This is a genomic window from Lamprocystis purpurea DSM 4197 (genome assembly GCF_000379525.1).
Classification (GTDB): domain Bacteria; phylum Pseudomonadota; class Gammaproteobacteria; order Chromatiales; family Chromatiaceae; genus Thiodictyon; species Thiodictyon purpureum.
This window is the reverse complement of sequence record NZ_KB902364.1, coordinates 77,960-95,881: the sequence shown is the minus strand read 5'-3', so window position 1 is coordinate 95,881 and position 17,922 is coordinate 77,960. Positions and strand designations below refer to the sequence as shown.

At 63.1% G+C, this 17,922-nt stretch carries 19 protein-coding genes; 5 read left to right on the top strand and 14 right to left on the bottom strand.

Going from position 1 to position 17,922, the window contains the following annotated elements; translation table 11 throughout:
* The first annotated feature begins 245 nt into the window (after nt 1–245).
* From A39O_RS0102750 to A39O_RS0102730, 5 genes are all read left to right on the top strand, one after another.
* Entirely contained in the window at nt 246–1,586 is a 1,341-nt protein-coding gene (locus A39O_RS0102750; RefSeq protein ID WP_040526918.1) for an NAD(P)/FAD-dependent oxidoreductase, read from the top strand.
* Nucleotides 1,586–2,647, top strand: coding sequence for a chorismate transformation enzyme, FkbO/Hyg5 family (locus tag A39O_RS0102745; protein ID WP_020503191.1), 1,062 nt, complete (start codon nt 1,586–1,588; stop codon nt 2,645–2,647). Before A39O_RS0102750 ends, A39O_RS0102745 begins: the two co-directional genes overlap by 1 nt.
* Complete coding sequence (locus A39O_RS0102740; RefSeq protein WP_020503190.1) at nt 2,644–3,483, top strand: MipA/OmpV family protein; 840 nt, start codon at nt 2,644–2,646, stop codon at nt 3,481–3,483. The genes A39O_RS0102745 and A39O_RS0102740 overlap by 4 nt, the downstream gene beginning before the upstream one ends.
* Nucleotides 3,484–3,581: 98 nt before the next feature.
* Entirely contained in the window at nt 3,582–4,310 is a 729-nt protein-coding gene (locus A39O_RS0102735; protein ID WP_083924470.1) for a lysophospholipid acyltransferase family protein, read from the top strand.
* Entirely contained in the window at nt 4,310–5,095 is a 786-nt protein-coding gene (locus tag A39O_RS0102730; RefSeq protein ID WP_245561744.1) for a glycosyltransferase family 2 protein, read from the top strand. The genes A39O_RS0102735 and A39O_RS0102730 overlap by 1 nt, the downstream gene beginning before the upstream one ends.
* A 30-nt stretch (nt 5,096–5,125) precedes the next feature.
* On the opposite strand, the gene A39O_RS0102725 is transcribed toward A39O_RS0102730, so the two are convergent.
* The 14 genes from A39O_RS0102725 to A39O_RS0102660 all read right to left on the bottom strand — a co-directional run bounded on the left by A39O_RS0102725 (nt 5,126) and on the right by A39O_RS0102660 (nt 17,857).
* Nucleotides 5,126–6,442 carry a cation:proton antiporter gene (locus A39O_RS0102725; protein WP_020503187.1) on the bottom strand — a complete coding sequence of 439 codons (1,317 nt, stop codon included), beginning with the start codon at nt 6,440–6,442 and terminating at the stop codon, nt 5,126–5,128.
* Nucleotides 6,443–6,527: 85 nt separating this feature from the next.
* The gene (locus A39O_RS0102720) at nt 6,528–6,977 is read right to left on the bottom strand and encodes a hotdog family protein (RefSeq protein ID WP_020503186.1); all 450 of its coding nucleotides are present in this window, start codon (nt 6,975–6,977) and stop codon (nt 6,528–6,530) included.
* Entirely contained in the window at nt 6,968–7,783 is an 816-nt protein-coding gene (locus tag A39O_RS0102715) for a beta-ketoacyl synthase chain length factor (RefSeq protein ID WP_020503185.1), read from the bottom strand. Before A39O_RS0102715 ends, A39O_RS0102720 begins: the two co-directional genes overlap by 10 nt.
* Before the next feature lies 1 nt (nt 7,784).
* On the bottom strand, nt 7,785–8,981 hold the full coding sequence (locus A39O_RS0102710; RefSeq protein ID WP_020503184.1) for a beta-ketoacyl-[acyl-carrier-protein] synthase family protein: 1,197 nt from the start codon (nt 8,979–8,981) through the stop codon (nt 7,785–7,787).
* A 237-nt stretch (nt 8,982–9,218) separates the two neighbouring features.
* Entirely contained in the window at nt 9,219–9,959 is a 741-nt protein-coding gene (locus tag A39O_RS0102705) for a class I SAM-dependent methyltransferase (RefSeq protein WP_020503183.1), read from the bottom strand.
* Nucleotides 9,956–10,789 (bottom strand): polysaccharide deacetylase family protein, encoded by an 834-nt coding sequence (locus A39O_RS0102700; protein WP_020503182.1) that lies wholly within the window; start codon nt 10,787–10,789, stop codon nt 9,956–9,958. Before A39O_RS0102700 ends, A39O_RS0102705 begins: the two co-directional genes overlap by 4 nt.
* Nucleotides 10,786–13,122: an MMPL family transporter gene (locus A39O_RS0102695; protein WP_020503181.1), complete on the bottom strand. Its 2,337-nt coding sequence runs from the start codon at nt 13,120–13,122 to the stop codon at nt 10,786–10,788. The genes A39O_RS0102700 and A39O_RS0102695 overlap by 4 nt, the downstream gene beginning before the upstream one ends.
* Nucleotides 13,119–13,712 carry a LolA-related protein gene (locus tag A39O_RS0102690; protein ID WP_026199111.1) on the bottom strand — a complete coding sequence of 198 codons (594 nt, stop codon included), beginning with the start codon at nt 13,710–13,712 and terminating at the stop codon, nt 13,119–13,121. The genes A39O_RS0102695 and A39O_RS0102690 overlap by 4 nt, the downstream gene beginning before the upstream one ends.
* Nucleotides 13,709–14,647 (bottom strand): LpxL/LpxP family acyltransferase, encoded by a 939-nt coding sequence (locus A39O_RS0102685; RefSeq protein WP_020503179.1) that lies wholly within the window; start codon nt 14,645–14,647, stop codon nt 13,709–13,711. The genes A39O_RS0102690 and A39O_RS0102685 overlap by 4 nt, the downstream gene beginning before the upstream one ends.
* On the bottom strand, nt 14,644–14,970 hold the full coding sequence (locus A39O_RS41540; RefSeq protein WP_020503178.1) for a hypothetical protein: 327 nt from the start codon (nt 14,968–14,970) through the stop codon (nt 14,644–14,646). The genes A39O_RS0102685 and A39O_RS41540 overlap by 4 nt, the downstream gene beginning before the upstream one ends.
* Nucleotides 14,967–16,331 carry an AMP-binding protein gene (locus A39O_RS0102675; protein ID WP_020503177.1) on the bottom strand — a complete coding sequence of 455 codons (1,365 nt, stop codon included), beginning with the start codon at nt 16,329–16,331 and terminating at the stop codon, nt 14,967–14,969. The genes A39O_RS41540 and A39O_RS0102675 overlap by 4 nt, the downstream gene beginning before the upstream one ends.
* A 19-nt stretch (nt 16,332–16,350) precedes the next feature.
* Nucleotides 16,351–17,028, bottom strand: a complete 678-nt coding sequence (locus tag A39O_RS0102670) for a COG4648 family protein (protein ID WP_020503176.1) — start codon at nt 17,026–17,028, stop codon at nt 16,351–16,353.
* A complete protein-coding gene (locus A39O_RS0102665) occupies nt 17,025–17,294 on the bottom strand; it encodes a phosphopantetheine-binding protein (protein WP_020503175.1) in 270 nt (89 codons plus the stop codon). Before A39O_RS0102665 ends, A39O_RS0102670 begins: the two co-directional genes overlap by 4 nt.
* Before the next feature lie 80 nt (nt 17,295–17,374).
* Nucleotides 17,375–17,857: a hypothetical protein gene (locus tag A39O_RS0102660; protein ID WP_020503174.1), complete on the bottom strand. Its 483-nt coding sequence runs from the start codon at nt 17,855–17,857 to the stop codon at nt 17,375–17,377.
* Nucleotides 17,858–17,922 lie beyond the last annotated feature (65 nt).

Sequence of the window (17,922 nt, the reverse complement as noted above, 5' to 3'; positions counted from 1 at the left end):
AGCCAACGAGGCGCCTGAGGTCCCCACGAGCATCGGTCCGGGCATGGCATCGGTCGGGTGGCTTTTCGGCCGCCCACGACGCGCAGGGGCTGGGCGACCGGGGTATCTGAGTAGTTACATTTATGGTTTAATTGCAAAAGCAGCAGGATTGCATGTGGTCCAGCAGAAATTGGTCTGATTTTTAGTTCATGCGGCGGGACCTCTGCCGGGGTTGCGCCGTCAGCCGGGATAAGTGGAGAAGTGTCATGCTGTCTGATCTCATGCAAACCAGTCACGCCGATCAATGCTGTGACGTGCTGGTGATCGGTGGTGGGCCGGCCGGTGCCACTGCGGCCACATTACTGGCTGAAAAAGGCCACCAGGTTACCCTGCTGGAAAAAGCCCGCCACCCTCGCTTCCACATCGGCGAATCGCTGCTGCCGGCCAACCTGCCGCTCTTCGACAAACTGGGCGTGCGAGCGGAGGTTGCGGGTATCGGCTTAGAGAAATGGGGAGCGGAATTCGTGTCCCCCTGGCACGAACATAGCCAGTCCTTTGAATTCGCCGATGCCTGGGACAAGTCGATGCCGCACGCTTACCAGGTGCGCCGTGCGGAGTTTGACGAGATCCTGATCCGCAATGCCGGGCGTAAAGGCGCCAACGTCATCGAAGGTTGTCGCGTCCGCGACCTGGAGTTCCTGCCGCAGGATGCGGGTGCCATTGTCCGGGCGGAACACGACGACGGCCGGACCGAGACTTGGCAATGCCGCTTTCTCATCGATGCCTCGGGTCGCGACACCTTCCTCGGTAACCGATTCAAGGCCAAGCACCGCAATCCCAAGCACAACAGCTCAGCGCTCTATGCGCACTTCAAGGGTGCGTTGCGACACGCGGGCCGGAAGGAGGGCCATATCACCATCTTCTGGTTCGCGCATGGGTGGTTCTGGTTCATTCCGCTCGCGGACGGGATCACCAGCGTCGGTGTGGTCACCTGGCCCTATTACATGAAGACCCGCACCAAGCCGGTGAAAGATTTCTTCCTGGATTTCATCCCAATGTGCCCTGCCCTTGCGCAACGGCTTCAGGGCGCAGAATTGGTGTCGCGGGTCGAAGCCACGGGCAACTTTTCCTATACCTGCGATCGTACGCACGGCGTTAACTGGTTATTGCTTGGTGATGCTTACGCCTTCATCGATCCGGTGTTCTCATCCGGCGTCATGCTGGCCATGCAGAGCGCCTTTGCCGGCGCTGAAGCGGCGGATACCTGTCTCCGTCAGCCGGACCAGGCGACTGACGCCTTGCGGGCGTTTGATCGCGCCATCAAGCACGGACCGCAAGAGTTCTCCTGGTTTATCTACCGCGTCACCAGTCCCACCATGCGCGATATGTTCATGTATCCACGTAATGTTTTCCGGGTGAAGGAGGCGCTGCTGTCGGTATTGGCCGGTGATATTTTCGGCAAGACGCCGATCTGGCGTTCGGTCCTTGCATTCAAGGTCATCTATTACCTGGCGGCCGTGGCCAACCTGAAGCATACGATCGTGGCCTGGCGGCAGCGAAAGCGCAATATCCGTTACGTTGAAGAGACGGAAGAGATCGGCTGCTGATGAAACCGACGGGAGATCTTCTGCGACTGGATTACCTACCCGTTTCCCGGCTTTTGCGGCAGGCTCGAGACGGCGCGCCCGGTGCGCTCGGCGGCGTCTGCTTTTTCCACCCGGTCATTCCTGTTGAGGTCGCGGGGTTGCCGCTCCTGTCGGTGGACATGGCCTTGCTGGAGGGGGAGGAAGCACTCTGCGAGGTCTGGTACAGCGAGGAAGTACTCGCGTCCGGCTGCCATCACGGCATCCATTACCGCGAGGGTGAAACCTTGCTGTTTGGCTGTCTGACGCGCAATGAAACTGCTGAGAGTACGGCGCTGGGTGCCTGCACTCCCCTGCAGGCCGCGACGCAAACCGCTTACGAATCCGTTTTTGAACTGCTGGAATCTCGCGGTTACAAGGCAATCCTGCGCTTTTGGAACTATTTCCCCGGGGTTAATTGCGTCAGTCACAACCTGGAGCGTTACCTCCAGTTCAATATTGGCCGTCAAAATGCTTTTCTTTCACATGGTCGTTCAGTCATCGGCAACGTACCGGCCGCCTGCGCCCTTGGCTCCGCGGACGGGGGGCTCCAGATCGCCTTCCTGGCTGCCCGGGCGGAACCTGTCGGCATCGAAAACCCACGTCAGATCAGTGCCTATCATTACCCCGAGCAGTACGGTCCCCGGAGCCCGACCTTTTCCCGTGCGTCACTGGTCAGCCTGCGCGGGCGCGCATTGCTGTTCATCTCCGGTACTGCCAGCATCGTTGGTCATCAGACCTTACACGCGGGCGATGTGGGTGCGCAAACGCGGGAATGTCTCCACAACATCGCCGCCGTCGTCGCGGAGGCGAACCGTCGAACACCGGGCGCCGGATTCCAACTCGGCGACCTCGCCTATAAGGTGTATATCCGACACCGGGAAGACTTGGTGAGCGTACGCCATGAATTGCTGCGGTTCATTGGCGCCCCCGTGTCCGTCGTGTTCCTGCAGGCCGATGTCTGCCGAGTGGACCTGCTGGTCGAGATCGAGGCTTCCGGCGGTCATGCGCTTCCCTCCCTGCTAGGGTCCGGAGTTGGGCCATGACTCAGGTCCGCCGACAGTCAGCTCCGGCCGCCCTGCTGTTTATCTGTTTTACCGGCCTTGCCGGTGCCGGCGAAAAGCCCCTATGGGAGCTCGGCGCCGGCGTAACCGCCCTGTATTTCCCGGACTATCCCGGTTCCGACCAATCCGGTGCTTACGTCCTGCCCTTTCCCTATTTCGTCTATCGCGGAGATTTCTTTAAGGCCGACCGCGACGGCATTCGCGGAGTCTTTGTCGACAGTCACCGCATTGAGCTCAACCTCAGCGTTGGCGCGTCGCTGCCGGTGAACAGCGACCAGAACCGAGCTCGGCAGGGTATGCCGGACCTGCAACCGACGGTAGAGATCGGCCCGGCCCTTGACATCCACCTGTGGCGTACCGACGACCGGCGCTACAAGCTCGATTTGCGCCTGCCGGTGCGGATCGCCGTGACCGTGAGCGGTGGGATGGAGGATATCGGTTGGGTGTTCTCACCCCGCATCAACCTGGATATCGTCGATGTTGCGGGGCTTCCCGGATGGAATATGGGGTTGCTCGCAGGACCCATGTTCGGCTCCGAACGCAGCCATGAGCACTTCTATTCGGTGGCTCCGCAGTATGCCACCGCTGATCGCCCGGCCTTCGATGCCGAGGGCGGCTACTCCGGTAGTCAGTTTTTGATCGCGGTGTCCAAGCGCTATCCGAACTATTGGATTGGCGCCTTCGCACGCTGGGACAGCCTCAGCGGCGCTGCCTTCGCCGCCAGCCCGCTCGTTCGGCAAGACTATTCCTTTTCCGCCGGTATTGGCATCGGCTGGATTCTGGGGGAATCATCCACGCGGGTCGAGGCGTTCGAGTGAGCCTGGGCGTCACTTCATCGCCTGGATTGCTGAGGCGCTGGAGACATCGCGCGTACGAATACGGTGCGCTGTGGTTCGGTCTGGGACTGCTCGGTATCATGACCCTGACGTGCTCGTTATTGGCGATGCCGCTGTTGTATGTCTTGCCGAAGCGTCGGGCCGCCCCGCTTGGCCGTTGGACGATCACTCACACGTCCCGCATCTACCTTGGTACGCTGGAGTTGATTGGTGCTTGCCGTTTCGATATCGAGGCCCTCGATGCCTTGCGAGGCGAACAGCCGCTGGTGATCGCGCCCAACCACCCCGGCCTGCTCGACGCCCTGCTGGTCACGTCGCGGCTTACCAACATCGCTTGCGTCATGAAGGCCGACATCGTCGATAATGTCTTCTTGGGCGCCAGCGCCCGTTTGGCCGGTTACATCCGCAACGACGCTCAACTGAGCATGATCAAGCAGGCAGTCGCCGAACTGACGAGCGGCAGTCACCTGTTGCTGTTTCCTGAAGGCACCCGCACCACCCGCTGGCCCATCAACGCCTGCACGCCGGCGGCCGCGCTCATCGCCAGTCGGGCAAAGGTGCCGATTCAGACCGTTTTCATTGAAACTGACTCGCCCTACCTCGGTAAGGGCTGGTCACTGTTGCGCCGACCCACGATGCCGATCACCTATCGTATCCGCCTTGGTCATCGTTTCGCGCCGGTAGAACAGGCCAGGGTATTGACCGTGGAGCTGGAGCGTTATTTCACCGATGAGTTGCGCCGGACTTCCCGGCTTCCTGCCGCCGGGTGCATCGTGGAAGCACCATCCGGTGGACCCCGGTGCCAATGATGCCCCCCAGCTTGAACAGCAGCGAAACCCATCTGGTGTTGATTCCCAGCTACGACTCCGGTGCGCTGGTCTATGACGTGGTGCGCGCCGCCTGTCGGCAATGGACGCCGGTCTGGGTGGTCGTGGACGGCAGTACTGACGGGACGACCGCGGTACTTCAGGAAATGGCGGCAACAGACCCCGGGCTCAGGGTGTTCGCGTTACCGAAAAACAGCGGCAAGGGCGCGGCGATTCTGCATGGCCTCGATCTCGCCGCGCGTGAGGGTTTCACCCATGCCCTTACCATGGACGCGGACGGCCAGCATCCGGTCGAGCGTATCCCGGACTTCATGGCCGCTTCCATCGGGGCTCCGGACGCGATGGTTCTGGGTGTGCCGGCGTTCGACGTCAGCGCACCCAGACTGCGGGTTCAGGGTCGCAAAGTATCCAATGGGTTTGCGAACCTGGAAACCCTGTGGATGGGCATTGATGACTCGCTCTGCGGCTTCCGCGTCTATCCCATCGAACCCTTGCGTCAAGTGATGCATGGCCAGCGTTGGATGCGCCGCTTCGATTTTGATCCCGAGGCGGTGGTTCGCCTGTGCTGGCGCGGCGTCCGCCCCATCAACCTGTCCGCTCCGGTGAAGTATCTTTCCGCCGACCAAGGCGGTGTTTCTCACTTCCGCTATCTGCGCGACAATGCCCAGTTGACGTGGATGCACGCGCGGTTGATGCTGGGTTTCCTGCTGCGATTTCCGGCGCTCCTGCGGCGACGGTTGCGCGCCGGATGGGGGCCTGGCGTCTGAGGGACAGTTCACTAATAAGAGAAATAAGTCTCAGTGCCGGGAATAAATCCCGATCCGCAATCCCGGTAACCAGCGGCGCAGGCCAGGAGTGGTGATGACGGTACTGAAGATGGCCATCAGCACCAGCATCGTGAAGACCTGTTGGGAAATGACACCCAGATCATAGCCGACGTTGAGGACGATGAGTTCCATCAGGGCGCGGGTGTTCATCATGATGCCAAGCACTTTGCCCTCCTGATGCGATAGCCCGGCCCAGCGCGCCGCGACATAGCTGCCCCCGAACTTTCCAAGGGTCGCCAAGGCGATCAGCAGGAGGCACCAACCCCAGGCGGAAGCGGAGTCCAGGCTTCCAATGTTGGTGCGCAGGCCGGTATAGGTAAAGAAGATGGGCAGGAAGAAGATCATGACGAAATGGCCGACACGTTCCTTCCATGCCGCGATCAGTTCGTGCTCGTCATACAGGATCACGCCCATCATGAAGCCGCCGAAGATAGCGAAGATGCCGATCTGATAGGTGGTGATCGCCGAGATGAAGATGCCGGCGAGCAGGATGCCAAGGAGATTGTGGGTGAGTTTGCCGCGCCCGGCCTTCTCGCCCATCGGCGCCGGGCTGGTCTGACTGATGCGGATAAGGCGTTTCATCAGGGGTCGCATGACGAACCACCAGGTCAGATAGTACCCTGCGACCAGCAAGACCTTGAGGCCGAAGTCCGAGGCGTTGAATTGGGCCAAGGCGAGCGCGGTGACCAGAGCGAGCAGCAGCCAGCCGACCACGTCGTTGATCGCGGCGGCGCTGATGGCGATGACGCCAATGGGCTGATGGGTGATCTTGAACTCGATCATCATGCGCCCGAGGATGGGCAGTGCGGTGATCGAGAAGGCGGTGGCAATGAACAGCGCCGAAGTGATCGGATCGATACCGGGTGACAGCACCGGGGCCGTGGCGTAGCCGAAACCGAAGCCGAGGACAAATGGTGCCACCATGCTGGCCGTGGCAATATAGGTCACGGCGCGGCGGTGCTGCCGATCCAGCAGATGAGCGAAGTCAAACTCCAGGCCAATCTGAAACATCAGCAGGATCAGGCCGATCTGCGACAGCATCTGCATCGGTGCGGGCGGCACCGAACGAAAGACATAGGCGAAGACCGCCGGGGCCAGCAGGCCAAACAGGGAAGGTCCGAGCAGGATGCCGACGATGATCTCCCCGACCGCGGGTGACTGCCCGAGCCGCTGCGCAATCCCCCCTCCCAGGCGGGCGGCCAGAATGATCACCGTCAGTTGCAGCAGGGTGAAAAACAGCAATATCTCAGTCTGATGGACGGCGACAGCCGCCGCGGACGCCGTCATATCATGTCTCCGTTCACCGCGATGACCTGGCCAGCGATCGGTCTGCTCGGAGGCGGGAAACCCCAGGAGCTGACGACGGCGCGCGTCACGGCCGTGTCCCCGATTTCGCCGCGTCCAGCACCACGGTGACGCGACCGCTCAGCAGCAGATCTCCCATGGCGGAAACGGTGAAATCGTAAAGGACGGTGTTGGCATCGCCATAGCGAAGTGCCGCCATGACGCTCAGTTCGGCATCGATCGTATCCAGTCGCGCAACATGCAGTGTCAGCTCGCGCGCGCTGGTGAGATAACCGGTGCGGGGCGGCGTATCGGGAGCGGCCAGCAGGGCACCGTGGGCAGCCATGGCCTGGACGGCATATTCGATGCCGCAGACGGCCCCCAGCCGGCCGTGCGCGCGCAAGGGATTCTGCAGGGCGCGATGGCTCACGGCCGTGCAGCGGATTCCCTGGGCGTTCCAGTCATCGATACGATCCAACAGGCACATGGTGCCCTGGTGGGGGAGATGGGCACGCAGCCACGCGAGATCTAGCGGCATGGCAGGATAGTCACGGCCAGGTTGAGTGGGTCCAGGTACTCCAGGATCACCCGGCCGCGACGGCCTTGTGCCAGGAGCTGCAGCAGGGGTAGGCCGCGCGCCGAGGGGATCCGGCTGCGCAGGGCTTCGACCTCTGCTATCGCCACCTGGTCCGGGGGGGCCTCTACCAAGTCGACCTGCAATTGCGCCAGGGAGTGGGGGCCTGGTTGCGGCATCAACACCAAGGCCAGACCGAAAGTCGCGGGAAAGGGCCGTTTGGCGTGCAGCGGCTCTGGATAAGGCACCTCGTAAGTCACCAGCAGTGTGCCAACGCCATCCACGACCACCTGGGTGAGCGCCTCCAGCAAACCGGCCCCAAAGCTGCCGTCATAGGCACACAGCGCCGTGGCTTGCGTCATGGCTCCGGAGGCGATGCTCCAGTAGCCGGCCGCGACGTTATGCACTGAGTTGTGGAAGCGGGTTGGTGAAAGGTGGCGGTCTTCGGACGCCAGCACCTGACAGATGGCATCGCAGTTGTCGCAATCCGCTCCGGACGATGAGAACACGGCGGCGAGCGCTCTCGCATCCGACCGGGCATTGGTGATCGCCTCTTGCGCTACGGCGAGCGCGACCTTCGCGGCGAGACCGACACGCCGACGTTCCGGTGGGGGAAGCGCCGCCGCGGTCGGTATGAGCACTGGCTGCGGCTGATAGACGACTGTGCCGGCCAGGATCGGTTGTGCCTGCGCCCAAGTGCTCAGGCCGGGACCCAACACGCCGATACCATCGATCCAACCCCGGAGCACGGCTGTGGTGGTGGATGTCATGTCAGCCTGAACGTCCGAACACCAGGCTGCAATTGGTGCCGCCGAATCCGAAGGAATTGCTCAACACCCTGGACGGCGCAAGCGTGCTGTTGGCGGTCAGGTACTGGATGGGAATGGCGGGGTCGAGGTGCCTGGTATTGATCCCTCCCGGCAGAAAAGCGTGTTGCAACGCCAAGGCGCTGATGACCGCCTCCAAGCCGCCGGCTGCGCCCAACGTATGCCCGGTCGCGCCCTTGATTGAACTGCATGGCGTCCGGTCGCCGAACAGCGCTGCCACGGCCTTACCCTCAGCGGCATCGTTGCTCGGCGTCGCGGTACCGTGCAGGTTGATGTAGTCAATGTCGCTCGCCTGCAAACCCGCCGAGCGGAGCGCCGCGGCCATGGCGATTTGAGCGCCAAGACCGTCGGGATGGGGCGCAGACATGTGATAGGCGTCACTGGACTCACCGGCGCCCAGCAGCAGCACTGTATCGGCGTCGCGGTTGGAGCCCGGCCGCTCCAGCAGGACAAAGGCCGCGGCCTCGCCGATACAGAGCCCCTTGCGATCGACATCAAACGGTCGGCAGGGTTCGGCGGAAAGCAACTCCAGCGAGTTGAAGCCGTACAACGTCGTCAGGCACAGCGAGTCAACACCACCGACGATGGCTGCATCGATGACGCCGGCAGCCAGCATGCGGGCGGCTGACGCGAAGACTTTGGCGCTCGACGAGCAGGCGGTGGAAACGACCAGCGCCGGTCCGGCGAGGCGGAAGTAACGGCGAATGAAAGCGGCGACCGAATACGTATTGTGAGTGGTTCGATAGAGAAGGTCTTCCGGCAAAGCGCCGGTGTTCGGGTCCCGGCGACGGTAAGCCTGTTCGGTCTGCAGAATGCCCGCGGTGCTGGTGCCGATCAGGATACCCACCCGCCGCGGGCCATACCGGGCAATGGCGTCCTCAACGGCGGCGCTGAAGTCGTCCTGTTGCAGGCCCAGCCAGGCCAGGCGGTTGTTGCGGCATTCGTACTCGGCCAAGGGGGCGGGCAAAGCGACATCGTCCACCTGAGGCACCTCGCCGACCGGTGTTTCGAGATCGTCTATGGTCTCGAAACGACACGGAGCAAGGCCGCCGCGGTGCTGCAGCAATGCCGTCAGCGTCGCTGCGCGGCCGCAGCCGAGGCAACTGCTGGCAGTAAAATGGGAAAGGCGCACAGGCGTCATGAGGAATCCATTGGCCGTCTGAGAGTAATGAGTCAGAAATAAGTTAAACAACGAATACAATCGTTGTCGTAATCGTAATCGTAATCGTAATCGGATAAGTGCATCCTCGCGGGGATCATCAGTTCGATTACGACAACGACAACGATAACGACCGAGGCGGCAACGGCGTTCCTTAATAGACTTGTTTGACTTATTAGTGAACCCTTCCTTACCGGAACATCTTTGACGGAAATCGCCCTATCTCCCTACCCTGGCGCTGTCGCCCAGCCGGGCAATCAGCATCACGTTGGCGAACGGCAGAAGACCATTCATGGGGGCGGTCTCGACACGAAAATCCAGCGCTTCCAGCGTTTGAATCCAATCCTGCAAGCGGCGCGAATGCAAGCGCAGTTGGCCCATGCCGCGGAACAACGCCACCGTGCGGTCGATCCAGTGGCTGAGTTGGAACTTCAGGCCGCCGCCGGCGTCTCCGACGCGCGTCAGAAACAGGCCATTGGGCGGCAGTGCGGCACGCACCCGTCGCAGGATGTCGTCCTGCGACGGCACATCAACATAATGCACAGCGTCCATGATGACCACGACGTCAGCCTGGCCAAAATCCATATGCCGCATGTCACCCTCTTCGAAGCGGGCCCACCAGCCGAAGGCAAGATGGGCGCGTTGTACATCAATCTTCAAGAGATCGATGCCGCGGAGACTGGCGACCCGTGGGGGGGCGGGCCAGTCCGCTGACCAATCACCCGCATCATACAGTTGTCGGGCGGCAAGCAGCCAGGCCGCCAGCAGGCCCTGGCCGCAGCCCAGATCAAGGATGCGGGCGTCGTCGGGGAAGAGTCCGCGCTTCAACATACCAACGAACACCGGATCACGGCGGAGCTTGCCGCGCGCGAAATAGTAGGGAAAGCGTCCGACGGCCCGGTAAGGGCCGCTGGCCTGGTCGATGAGGCGTTTGCGCAGGGTCTCGGGGCTGAGCGTCATAGCGGGGGTCTGTCCAGAGTGGAACGCAGGGTGATCGTGTTGAGGCCTTTGGCCGCCGCCCTGTCCAGTACGCGGGGCAGCGCGGCAAGGATCACCGGCTGACCGGCCGCGGTGCGGGCCGCGTTGCCGTCATGCAGCAGCAGGATGTCGCCGGCGGCGAGATCAGTGGTCAAGCGACGGACCACGTCATCCGCATCCCGGTTGCGGGTGTCATAGCCGCGTCGGGTCCAACTGGCCAGATAGAGGCCCTGCCGGGCCAGGATGGGTTCCAGAAAGGGACTGCGCAGGCCTGCCGTGGGCCGAAAGAAACAGGGCCGCTGGCCCGTGACGGCGACCAGACTGTCCTGGCCGGTGGCGATCTCGCGCGCCATCCGGCGCGGTCCGAGGATGGCGAAGTGATGATAATGATGCTGGCTGTGGTTCTCCACGGCGTGACCCCGGCGAACGATGTCCCGGCACAGTTCGGGATAGCGTTGAGCCATCGCACCGATGCAAAAAAAGTTGGCGCGGGCGTCGCAGTGGTCGAGCAGGTCGAGCACCGCCGGTGTGACCTCCGGGTCGGGGCCGTCATCGATGGTGATCGCGATCTGCCCGGCGGCCGCTGTCGGCGGCAGTCGCACCCAGTTGGGGCCAAGGCCGCGGCTGCGCGGCCAGAGACCGACCGCGGTCAGGGACAGGTGGTTGGCGGCTAAGGCACCCAAACTCCAGGGCCACAACCCCGGTTGCAGCGCGAGCAACCCCAAGGCCCCGACGTGCAGAGCGAAGGTCGCCTGCAAGAGCGGCGTGGGGCGCCATTGACGCGGCGCATGGACAGGCGGCAGCACCGTCATGTGCGTCGCGTCAGGATGGCGGAAAAAGCCAGGGCGAGCATCGCGCCCGGACCGACCGTGCAGCCGACCGCGCTGAGCACCGGTACAGTGGAAAAGGCCAGAATGCCGAAGCCGGCCACCGTCGTGCCGACGGCAACCAGGATGGATGCCAGGACGCGCGGCGACAGGCTCCCTTCAACAGCCCCCTGGTCGAAGAACAGGGCGTAGTTGGAGCCGATTGCCACCACCAGCAGCATGCCTACCAAGTGCAGGATGGTGAGTTGCTGACCGGCCAGGACCAGGCCGGCGATGGTGACGGCCACGGCGACCACCAGCGGTGCGGCGATGCGGAACACGCGGCCGAGCGATCGGGTGGCAACGAAGAGCAGGCCGACGATCGCGGCCAGACCCGCCAGTGACAGCAGGATGGCCTCGCGCAGATAGCCCGCGTAAAGCTGGTCGGCCGCGCCTTTGAGATCAATGAAATAGACACCTGCTAGACCAGTTTGCGCAAGGATCTGTCGCATCTCCTGCGCGTCGAGGCTGTCGGTAGCCGCGATGCGCAGCGGCAGCAAGGCGGTCCAGCGCCCCCCCGACTGCATCAGCAGGGCATCCACTCCCTCTGCCAGGGCTGTTCCCTGGATATCGTCCGGAGTCAAAGGCGCCTGGCCGCGCGCCTTCGCCACATCCGCAAAAAACGGAGCGAAGCGATCCGGCTGCAGCGGCAGTTCGGCAATGGCCGCCTTGAACCGCCGACGCAGTTCGGCGTCGGGCGGCAGGCTGGCCTGGCGCTGTCGCTGGAGCGCCTGGCTGGGCAGATAGGCGGCGGGATTTTCGAAGCCGGTGATCAGGCCAGACCCTTCCAGCCGCTGCAGCGCGCTCGCCACACGTTCACTGGTGGCGAGCGCCGTCTCGCGATCGGTTGCGGTCACGATCACCAGATAGCGCACGTCCGGGGCGCCCAGGTCGGCGCGCATCGTAATGTCGAGCGCCTGGTCGGCACCAGACACCGGGTTCAAGGCTGCCAGCTCCCGGTTCCACAGGTCGTCATGCTTTGCCAGCAGCACGCTACAGGCGGCGATGAACAGGACCAGGACAGGTCCGCGCAACCGGCCAGCCCACGCAACCCAGACCTGAAGTCGGCAGCCGAAGGGAGCGAGATCGCGCACATGCAGGTCACGAGGCAGGAGGGTCGGCAGGACGAAGCGGGTCACCAGGGCGGCGGTGACCAGGCCGGTGATCGAAAAAAGGCCCAGTTGGGAAAGTCCGGGGAAGCTGGAAGCGAGCAGTGAGGCAAAGCCGATGACGGAGGTCAGCACGCCGATGCGTATCGTCGGCCAGAAGGCCGCGTTCCAGTGGCTTTGGGTCTGACTGGTTGCGCCGTTCGTCCGTTCCGACTGAATGAGCAGGTAGGTGGAATAGTCCACCGCCTCTCCGATGAGCGCGATGCCAAAACCGAGCGTGATCCCATGTACCATGCCGAACGCGAGACTGACCGCCGCGATGCCGGCCACCGCGCCTGACAGCACCGGCAACACGCCCAGCAGCAACGCGATGGGCGAACGGTAGACCAGGAGCAGCAGGCTGACGATGATCAGGCTGCCGAGACCGGAGAGCGCCAGCACGTCACGTTTGATGGTGGCGCGTGCCGTCACCGAGAAGGGGCCGGGGCCGGTTAGCGCCAGCGCCATTCCCGGCTGTGACACCACCGCAAAGGCGCTCCGGATGGCCTCGACCGCCATGGATTGCCCGTTCGTGTCCGCCCCTTCGGCACGGGTGCGGGCCAGGAGCAGGGCGCGCTGACCGTCGCGGGAACACCAGACGCCGTCGACCGTTTGCGGCCGCTGACCGCTGGCCATGGCATCCAGCAATTGCATGAACTCACCGGTGGGGTCGCGCGGCAGCAATCCCTTGCCGAGCAGCCCGCCCGATGAGGCAAGCAGGTCGATGTGATCCGCGACGCCCTGGCGCAGGCCGGCCACCGTGAACCGATCGGCATGCATGGCCGGGCTCAGCAGATAGCGATTCTCCAGCAAGACCTGGGTATCACGCTCGAGGCCCAGCATCTCACCGTTGGCAATGTGCAGAAATTGGGGATCGGTGCGCAGCCGAGCGGCCAGATCGCGCGAGGCGCGCGCCCGACCGGCTTGGTCGCCCCCCTCGATGCCGATCAACATCAGACGGGACGCGATGCCGGATTTCAGTTGATCGATGAGAAGTTGCTGTTCCTGGGTCGGGGTTCGCGGCAAAAAGGCAGACAAGTCGGCCGTGTAGTGCGTTCGCATCACCACCCACAGACTGGCCGACAGCAACACCAGCCAGAGGATGAACGCGACACTGCCACCTCGCCTCATGGCGCAGCGCTCTTGCTGACGCTCATGACCGAACGATCGCCGTCGGCCAGTACGATCTCGACCGTGCGTACCTCAGTGCGCGTCCCGTCGATGCGGATGCGGGCAAGCACAAAGGCCACGCGGGTGTCCAGCGGCGTCAGCATCAGCGTCCAGCCGTCACGGCTGCCTTCGAGGTCGAGGTGATAGACTTGCTCCAGTGCCTCGCGGTCGCCGGCCAGCGTGGCGCGTATGCCCACGATCATGGCTGCCATTTCCGGATAATCCTTGAGTTGCAGCGTATGCTTTTTGGCCTGTCGCTCGATGGTGAGGGCATCGCCATCCAGTACCAGGGTTTCCGACTTCGGCTTGAGTGTGCGTTTCTCCAGGCGGGCGGGGGGGACGAACAGCAGTTCGCCGGACGACTCCACCGGTATGTCCAGCATGGAAATGTACTTCTTCTCGCTGAAGGAGACTGTCCCATACGTATGGTCGGCGAATGCGCTCATGAGTTCGGCGACAGTGAACTGGGCGGCCGGCGCCGACAGATGCAATCCGAGCAAGAACATGCTGAGGATCACCTTCCCGCCCAAGCGCTGCCTATTGCGAATCATGCGACAGCGCGCCCGCCACCCGCGGGTGAGCGCCAGAAATCGAAGAAATTAAACCAGTTGAACGGCGCGCCATGACAATGCCGCTCCAGCTTGGCAGCATAGGCGGCGAGCGCCTCACGGATGGCCGTATCGCGCCCTTTGCGCTCGATACCCGTGAAATCCGCCAGCGGCTCGAAATGGATGGCGTAGCGGTTGCCGCCCAGATGCAGGCCCGTCATGAAGAGCACCGGGCATTCGAGCGTGGCGGCCAGGCGCATGGGGCCGAGAGGAAAGCCGGCTGTTTCACCGAGAAATTTTACCGGCAGGGCGGGGCCATCGTCCAAGGTACGATCACCCAGAACACCCAGCACCATGCCCTCGTCCAGCCGGGCACGCACCCGGAGCATGGAATCGAGTTGACCAAGGGGGATGATTTCCTGCACCGCGGCAGGGTTGATGGCCGCCAAGGCGGCGTTGATCTTGATGGCATTGTTCTCGTACATGACCATGGCAATCCGACGCCCCAGCCGCTGTCGACCGACCGCACGCACCACCTCGAAGCTGCCCAGGTGGGCGCCGATCAGGAAAGCGCCACGACCGGCCGCCAGCACCGCGTCGAGCGCCGCCGCGCCGTGCACTTGGATATCGAAGAGATCCAAGCGGTCGTTGAGCAGGTAAACGCGGTCATGGGTGCAGGTGGCGAAGGTGTGAAAGTGCCGAAACAAGTCGCGCAGCCGTGGCGCCCGCCCCAGGGCACGCCGCAGATAAGCGCGGGAGGCATGCCGGGCGGCCGAGGCAAATAACAGAAAATAGAGACTGATGCCGAACAGCAGGCCGCGCGCGATGCGCCGCCCCAAGCGCAGCGAGATCCAGGTCATCACCCGCAGCATGGCCGTGTTGCTGCGTTCCTGGCGTCGCGCCCATTCGGCTTGGCGCGCGAGATCCGGAGGGGTCACGCGCTATCAGCTCCCAGGCCGGTCGTTGCGAAGGTCATGACGCCGCTGGCTGCCAGCCGCTCGTCAGCCATGACCGCGAAGCGAAACACGCCTGGTGCCGTCGCGGCATAAGTGAGGCATAGCGCCTGCCCCGGTTGAACCGGGCTCGGAAACTTCGCCGATTTGATTTGGCCGACGGCAGGCTCCAGTCCCTGCTGGGCGGCCAGGGCATGGAGGGCCTCGTCCAGCAGCACCACGCCCGGCAGAATCGGCTGGCCGGGGAAGTGACCGGCATAGGCCGGATGATCGGCAGCGACCGAAAGCGGCAGGCGCACATCCGTCATGTCGGGAGGCCGGTTGTCGTTGACGACTGCAAGCGCGCCAGAAACGCCCGCGTCGCTTGGTTTGGCAGTTTCCCGGCGGCGTTGCGCGGCAGCGCATCAACGAACAGCAGCGGTCGAGGGAGAAAGACCGGATCGATGCGTTCGCGCAGCGCCTGCATGAGGGCTGCCGGCGTCAACTCCGGTGCCACCACCAGGGCAATCAGGCGGCGGATGCCTCCCGACGCGCGATCATCGCCATCAAGCGGCTGAAGAAAAACGCCGTCCAACACCCCCGTGATGGCGTTGAGATGGTAATTGAGATAACCGAGCGAGGTCCGTTTGCCGGCGATGTTGACGAGCTCGGCATGGCGGCCGTGGAGCAGGAAATGGGTCGGGTCCGCATCCACCAACTCAATAACGTCGCTCAGCGGTGTCGGCCTGGGGACAGGCCCGCCCTCGGCCCAGACGCGCTCCCCTTCGCAACGCAGGCGGACGTCCGGGAAGGTCTGCCAGGCGGCACCACGGGTGGGGCGTCGGGCGGCAATCTGGCCGGTCTCGGTGCAGCCGTAAATCTCGAACAAGGGGGCCGCAAACCGGATCTCGGCCTCGACTGCCAAGTCGCGCCCGAGAGGGGCGGTGGCGGACAGCAGCAGGTCTGCGGTCGGCACGGTGCCCGACTCCGCCAGTAGTGTCCGCAGGTGGTAGGGTGTTGTGACCAGCAACCGGGGCCGGGGCAGGGCCGCCAGCGCCGCGCAGATGTCGGCCGGATAAAAGGGGCGTGTGGCATGCAGTGATCCACCGCTCTGCAGGGGCATCAATAAGGTGGATTCCAGACCATACATATGTTGGGCCGGCACGGTTCCGAGCGTGGCGTAGCCGGCGGTGACACCTAGCCGTTGCGCCTCCGCACGCACGCTGCGCACCAGGCTGCCCCAGCGTTTAGGATGGGGCTCCGGTACGCCCGTGGATCCAGACGTAAACACCTGCGCGATGACCTGTTCGCAGTCGATGTTGGGGATCGCCCGGTCGGCTGCGGACGTCGGCGTCCGGTCGGGATAGTGGAAGACGGGCAAGTCGACACCGCGGGCAGCCTGGTCGGCAATGCAAAAGACATCCGGGGCGATGTGCCGCATCTGCCGGACCATTTCCGGGGTGTGTGTGGACGGCAACAGGCTGGTGCGGGCGCTGACGATGCAAGCCGCCAGGGTCACGGCAAAACGGTAATGGTCGCGGCACAGGTTAAGCACATTCCGCCCCGCGGGCAGCAATCCGGCCACCTGCTCAACATCGCTTAGAAATTGCCGGGCACTGACCGGCAGGCTGTCGCGCCAGGCCACGATGGCATCAGGGCTGCGATGGGCAATCAGCGGCAGTGTCGACATGGTCGGACGCAATGGCAACTCAGCGGGTATGAAGGGAGATGCCGGGGGCTGCCTCGGGGATATTGCGGAAGGCGAGGATGCTATCCATGATGCTGTGTTGCTCCAGGTATGGCAGCTTGCGCAGGCGCACCAGATGTTCAACGACGAACATGAGTGCGATCAGCGGCAGTGTCAGAAAATTCGCGAAAACCGACCAGACATCGATGTTGCAGAATACGAACAGAAGCGTGGAAATCAGGCTGATGCCCAGAAAAAACAGCGTCCAGGCCAGCGTGACGGAGCGCGTGTAGCGGGCCACCTCCGGGCTGAGGCTGCCGCGCAACGCTTGCGCACAGCGCGTGCACAGGGGGTGCCGCCCGCGTCTCAGGGTCATGCCGAATACAGCGCCCAGCAGCACGTAGGTGCCGGCGTGCTGGATGAAGTAGACCCAGCCGACATTGCGTTCCAGCGTGTCCCGGTACTGCCATAGCAGGAACCCTACCGCGACGCAAAGCGCAAGCATGACGAGCCGCCGGGGGGAATGCCAGGCCAGCCACGCCAGTATCGCCAGCACTGGCGCCAGCGAGACGGTGAGGCCAAGCGTCGGAACAGTATCGACCGCCTCCGGGGTGGTGCTGTAATACGCCAATATCGGGTAGGCAATGACCCCGGCAGCGATGGCGGTCCGACGAACCGTGTAAATTTGTGTAAGGCTCATTTTGTCCGGGCCGCCGCGATGTGCTCCGTGAGACTGCGCAGAGAATTGAAGATTCGGACATTGTCCGCGTTATCCGTACGCAATTGAAAGCCGAAGCGCTTGGAGACGGCGAGGGCCACTTCCAGGATATCGATGGAATCAAGCCCCATTCCCTCGCCATAAAGGCGGGCCTCGGGTTGAATCGCTTCCGGCTTGATGTCGAGATTGAGGGCATCGACGATGAGTCGGGCGACCTCGCTTTGCAGTTCAGGATTGGCTTCAGACATGGTGATTTCGCAACTACGTGGGATCAAGCCAAGCGCTCCCGGCGCAGGCCCAACAGTCCGAGGCCGCGCCGTGCTCTGGATTAGCGATAGCCCGATTCGTTCGCATTGTGGATAATCCAGATCAAATGTCCGCCGGAAAAATCGCCGATCGATCCGCCGGCGAAGATCAGTCGTCCCTGGCCTTTGTAGACCATTTCATAGCGATGTTTGTCGCTTCCGAAATAAAAGGGAATGAATGCCTTGCCCGTAATGTAAGCGCCTTGGTCCGTCGGTTGTCCAATCAGGTCGGTCACCTGTTTCATCGGCATCCCGATCTGCAGCTTGGTGAACTTGCTGTTCGCCGCAGGTGTGCCCGTGATCTCTCCTTCCCAGTCATTAATGCCTTTGACCGCCCGGCCGGTACCGGCCTCGATCCTGCTGGAATCGACAACCTGGCCGCTGCTGTTCATGCCCGCGCTTGGCGTTGCCGCGGCCTGCTCGGCGGAATTGGAGGCGCAACCGCTCAGGTTGGCGGCGAGTACCAAGGCAAGCGAGATGCCGACGACATTGATTTCTTGTGACATTTCCGCACCGAATTGATGGATTTATAGTAACCGACACTCCGGAGCGAGAGAAGCCCGCCGTTCCG

Coding starts and splice junctions, on each gene's coding strand:
- A39O_RS0102705 (WP_020503183.1), bottom strand. CDS start 9,959: ATGACGCTCAGCCCCGAGACCCTGCGCAAACGCCTCATCGACCAGGCC.
- A39O_RS0102715 (WP_020503185.1), bottom strand. CDS start 7,783: ATGACATCCACCACCACAGCCGTGCTCCGGGGTTGGATCGATGGTATC.
- A39O_RS0102750 (WP_040526918.1), top strand. CDS start 246: ATGCTGTCTGATCTCATGCAAACCAGTCACGCCGATCAATGCTGTGAC.
- A39O_RS41540 (WP_020503178.1), bottom strand. CDS start 14,970: ATGACGGATGTGCGCCTGCCGCTTTCGGTCGCTGCCGATCATCCGGCC.
- A39O_RS0102695 (WP_020503181.1), bottom strand. CDS start 13,122: ATGAGGCGAGGTGGCAGTGTCGCGTTCATCCTCTGGCTGGTGTTGCTG.
- A39O_RS0102700 (WP_020503182.1), bottom strand. CDS start 10,789: ATGACGGTGCTGCCGCCTGTCCATGCGCCGCGTCAATGGCGCCCCACG.
- A39O_RS0102730 (WP_245561744.1), top strand. CDS start 4,310: ATGCCCCCCAGCTTGAACAGCAGCGAAACCCATCTGGTGTTGATTCCC.
- A39O_RS0102710 (WP_020503184.1), bottom strand. CDS start 8,981: ATGACGCCTGTGCGCCTTTCCCATTTTACTGCCAGCAGTTGCCTCGGC.
- A39O_RS0102690 (WP_026199111.1), bottom strand. CDS start 13,712: ATGATTCGCAATAGGCAGCGCTTGGGCGGGAAGGTGATCCTCAGCATG.
- A39O_RS0102725 (WP_020503187.1), bottom strand. CDS start 6,442: ATGACGGCGTCCGCGGCGGCTGTCGCCGTCCATCAGACTGAGATATTG.
- A39O_RS0102665 (WP_020503175.1), bottom strand. CDS start 17,294: ATGTCTGAAGCCAATCCTGAACTGCAAAGCGAGGTCGCCCGACTCATC.
- A39O_RS0102670 (WP_020503176.1), bottom strand. CDS start 17,028: ATGAGCCTTACACAAATTTACACGGTTCGTCGGACCGCCATCGCTGCC.
- A39O_RS0102735 (WP_083924470.1), top strand. CDS start 3,582: ATGACCCTGACGTGCTCGTTATTGGCGATGCCGCTGTTGTATGTCTTG.
- A39O_RS0102660 (WP_020503174.1), bottom strand. CDS start 17,857: ATGTCACAAGAAATCAATGTCGTCGGCATCTCGCTTGCCTTGGTACTC.
- A39O_RS0102745 (WP_020503191.1), top strand. CDS start 1,586: ATGAAACCGACGGGAGATCTTCTGCGACTGGATTACCTACCCGTTTCC.
- A39O_RS0102675 (WP_020503177.1), bottom strand. CDS start 16,331: ATGTCGACACTGCCGCTGATTGCCCATCGCAGCCCTGATGCCATCGTG.
- A39O_RS0102720 (WP_020503186.1), bottom strand. CDS start 6,977: ATGCCGCTAGATCTCGCGTGGCTGCGTGCCCATCTCCCCCACCAGGGC.
- A39O_RS0102740 (WP_020503190.1), top strand. CDS start 2,644: ATGACTCAGGTCCGCCGACAGTCAGCTCCGGCCGCCCTGCTGTTTATC.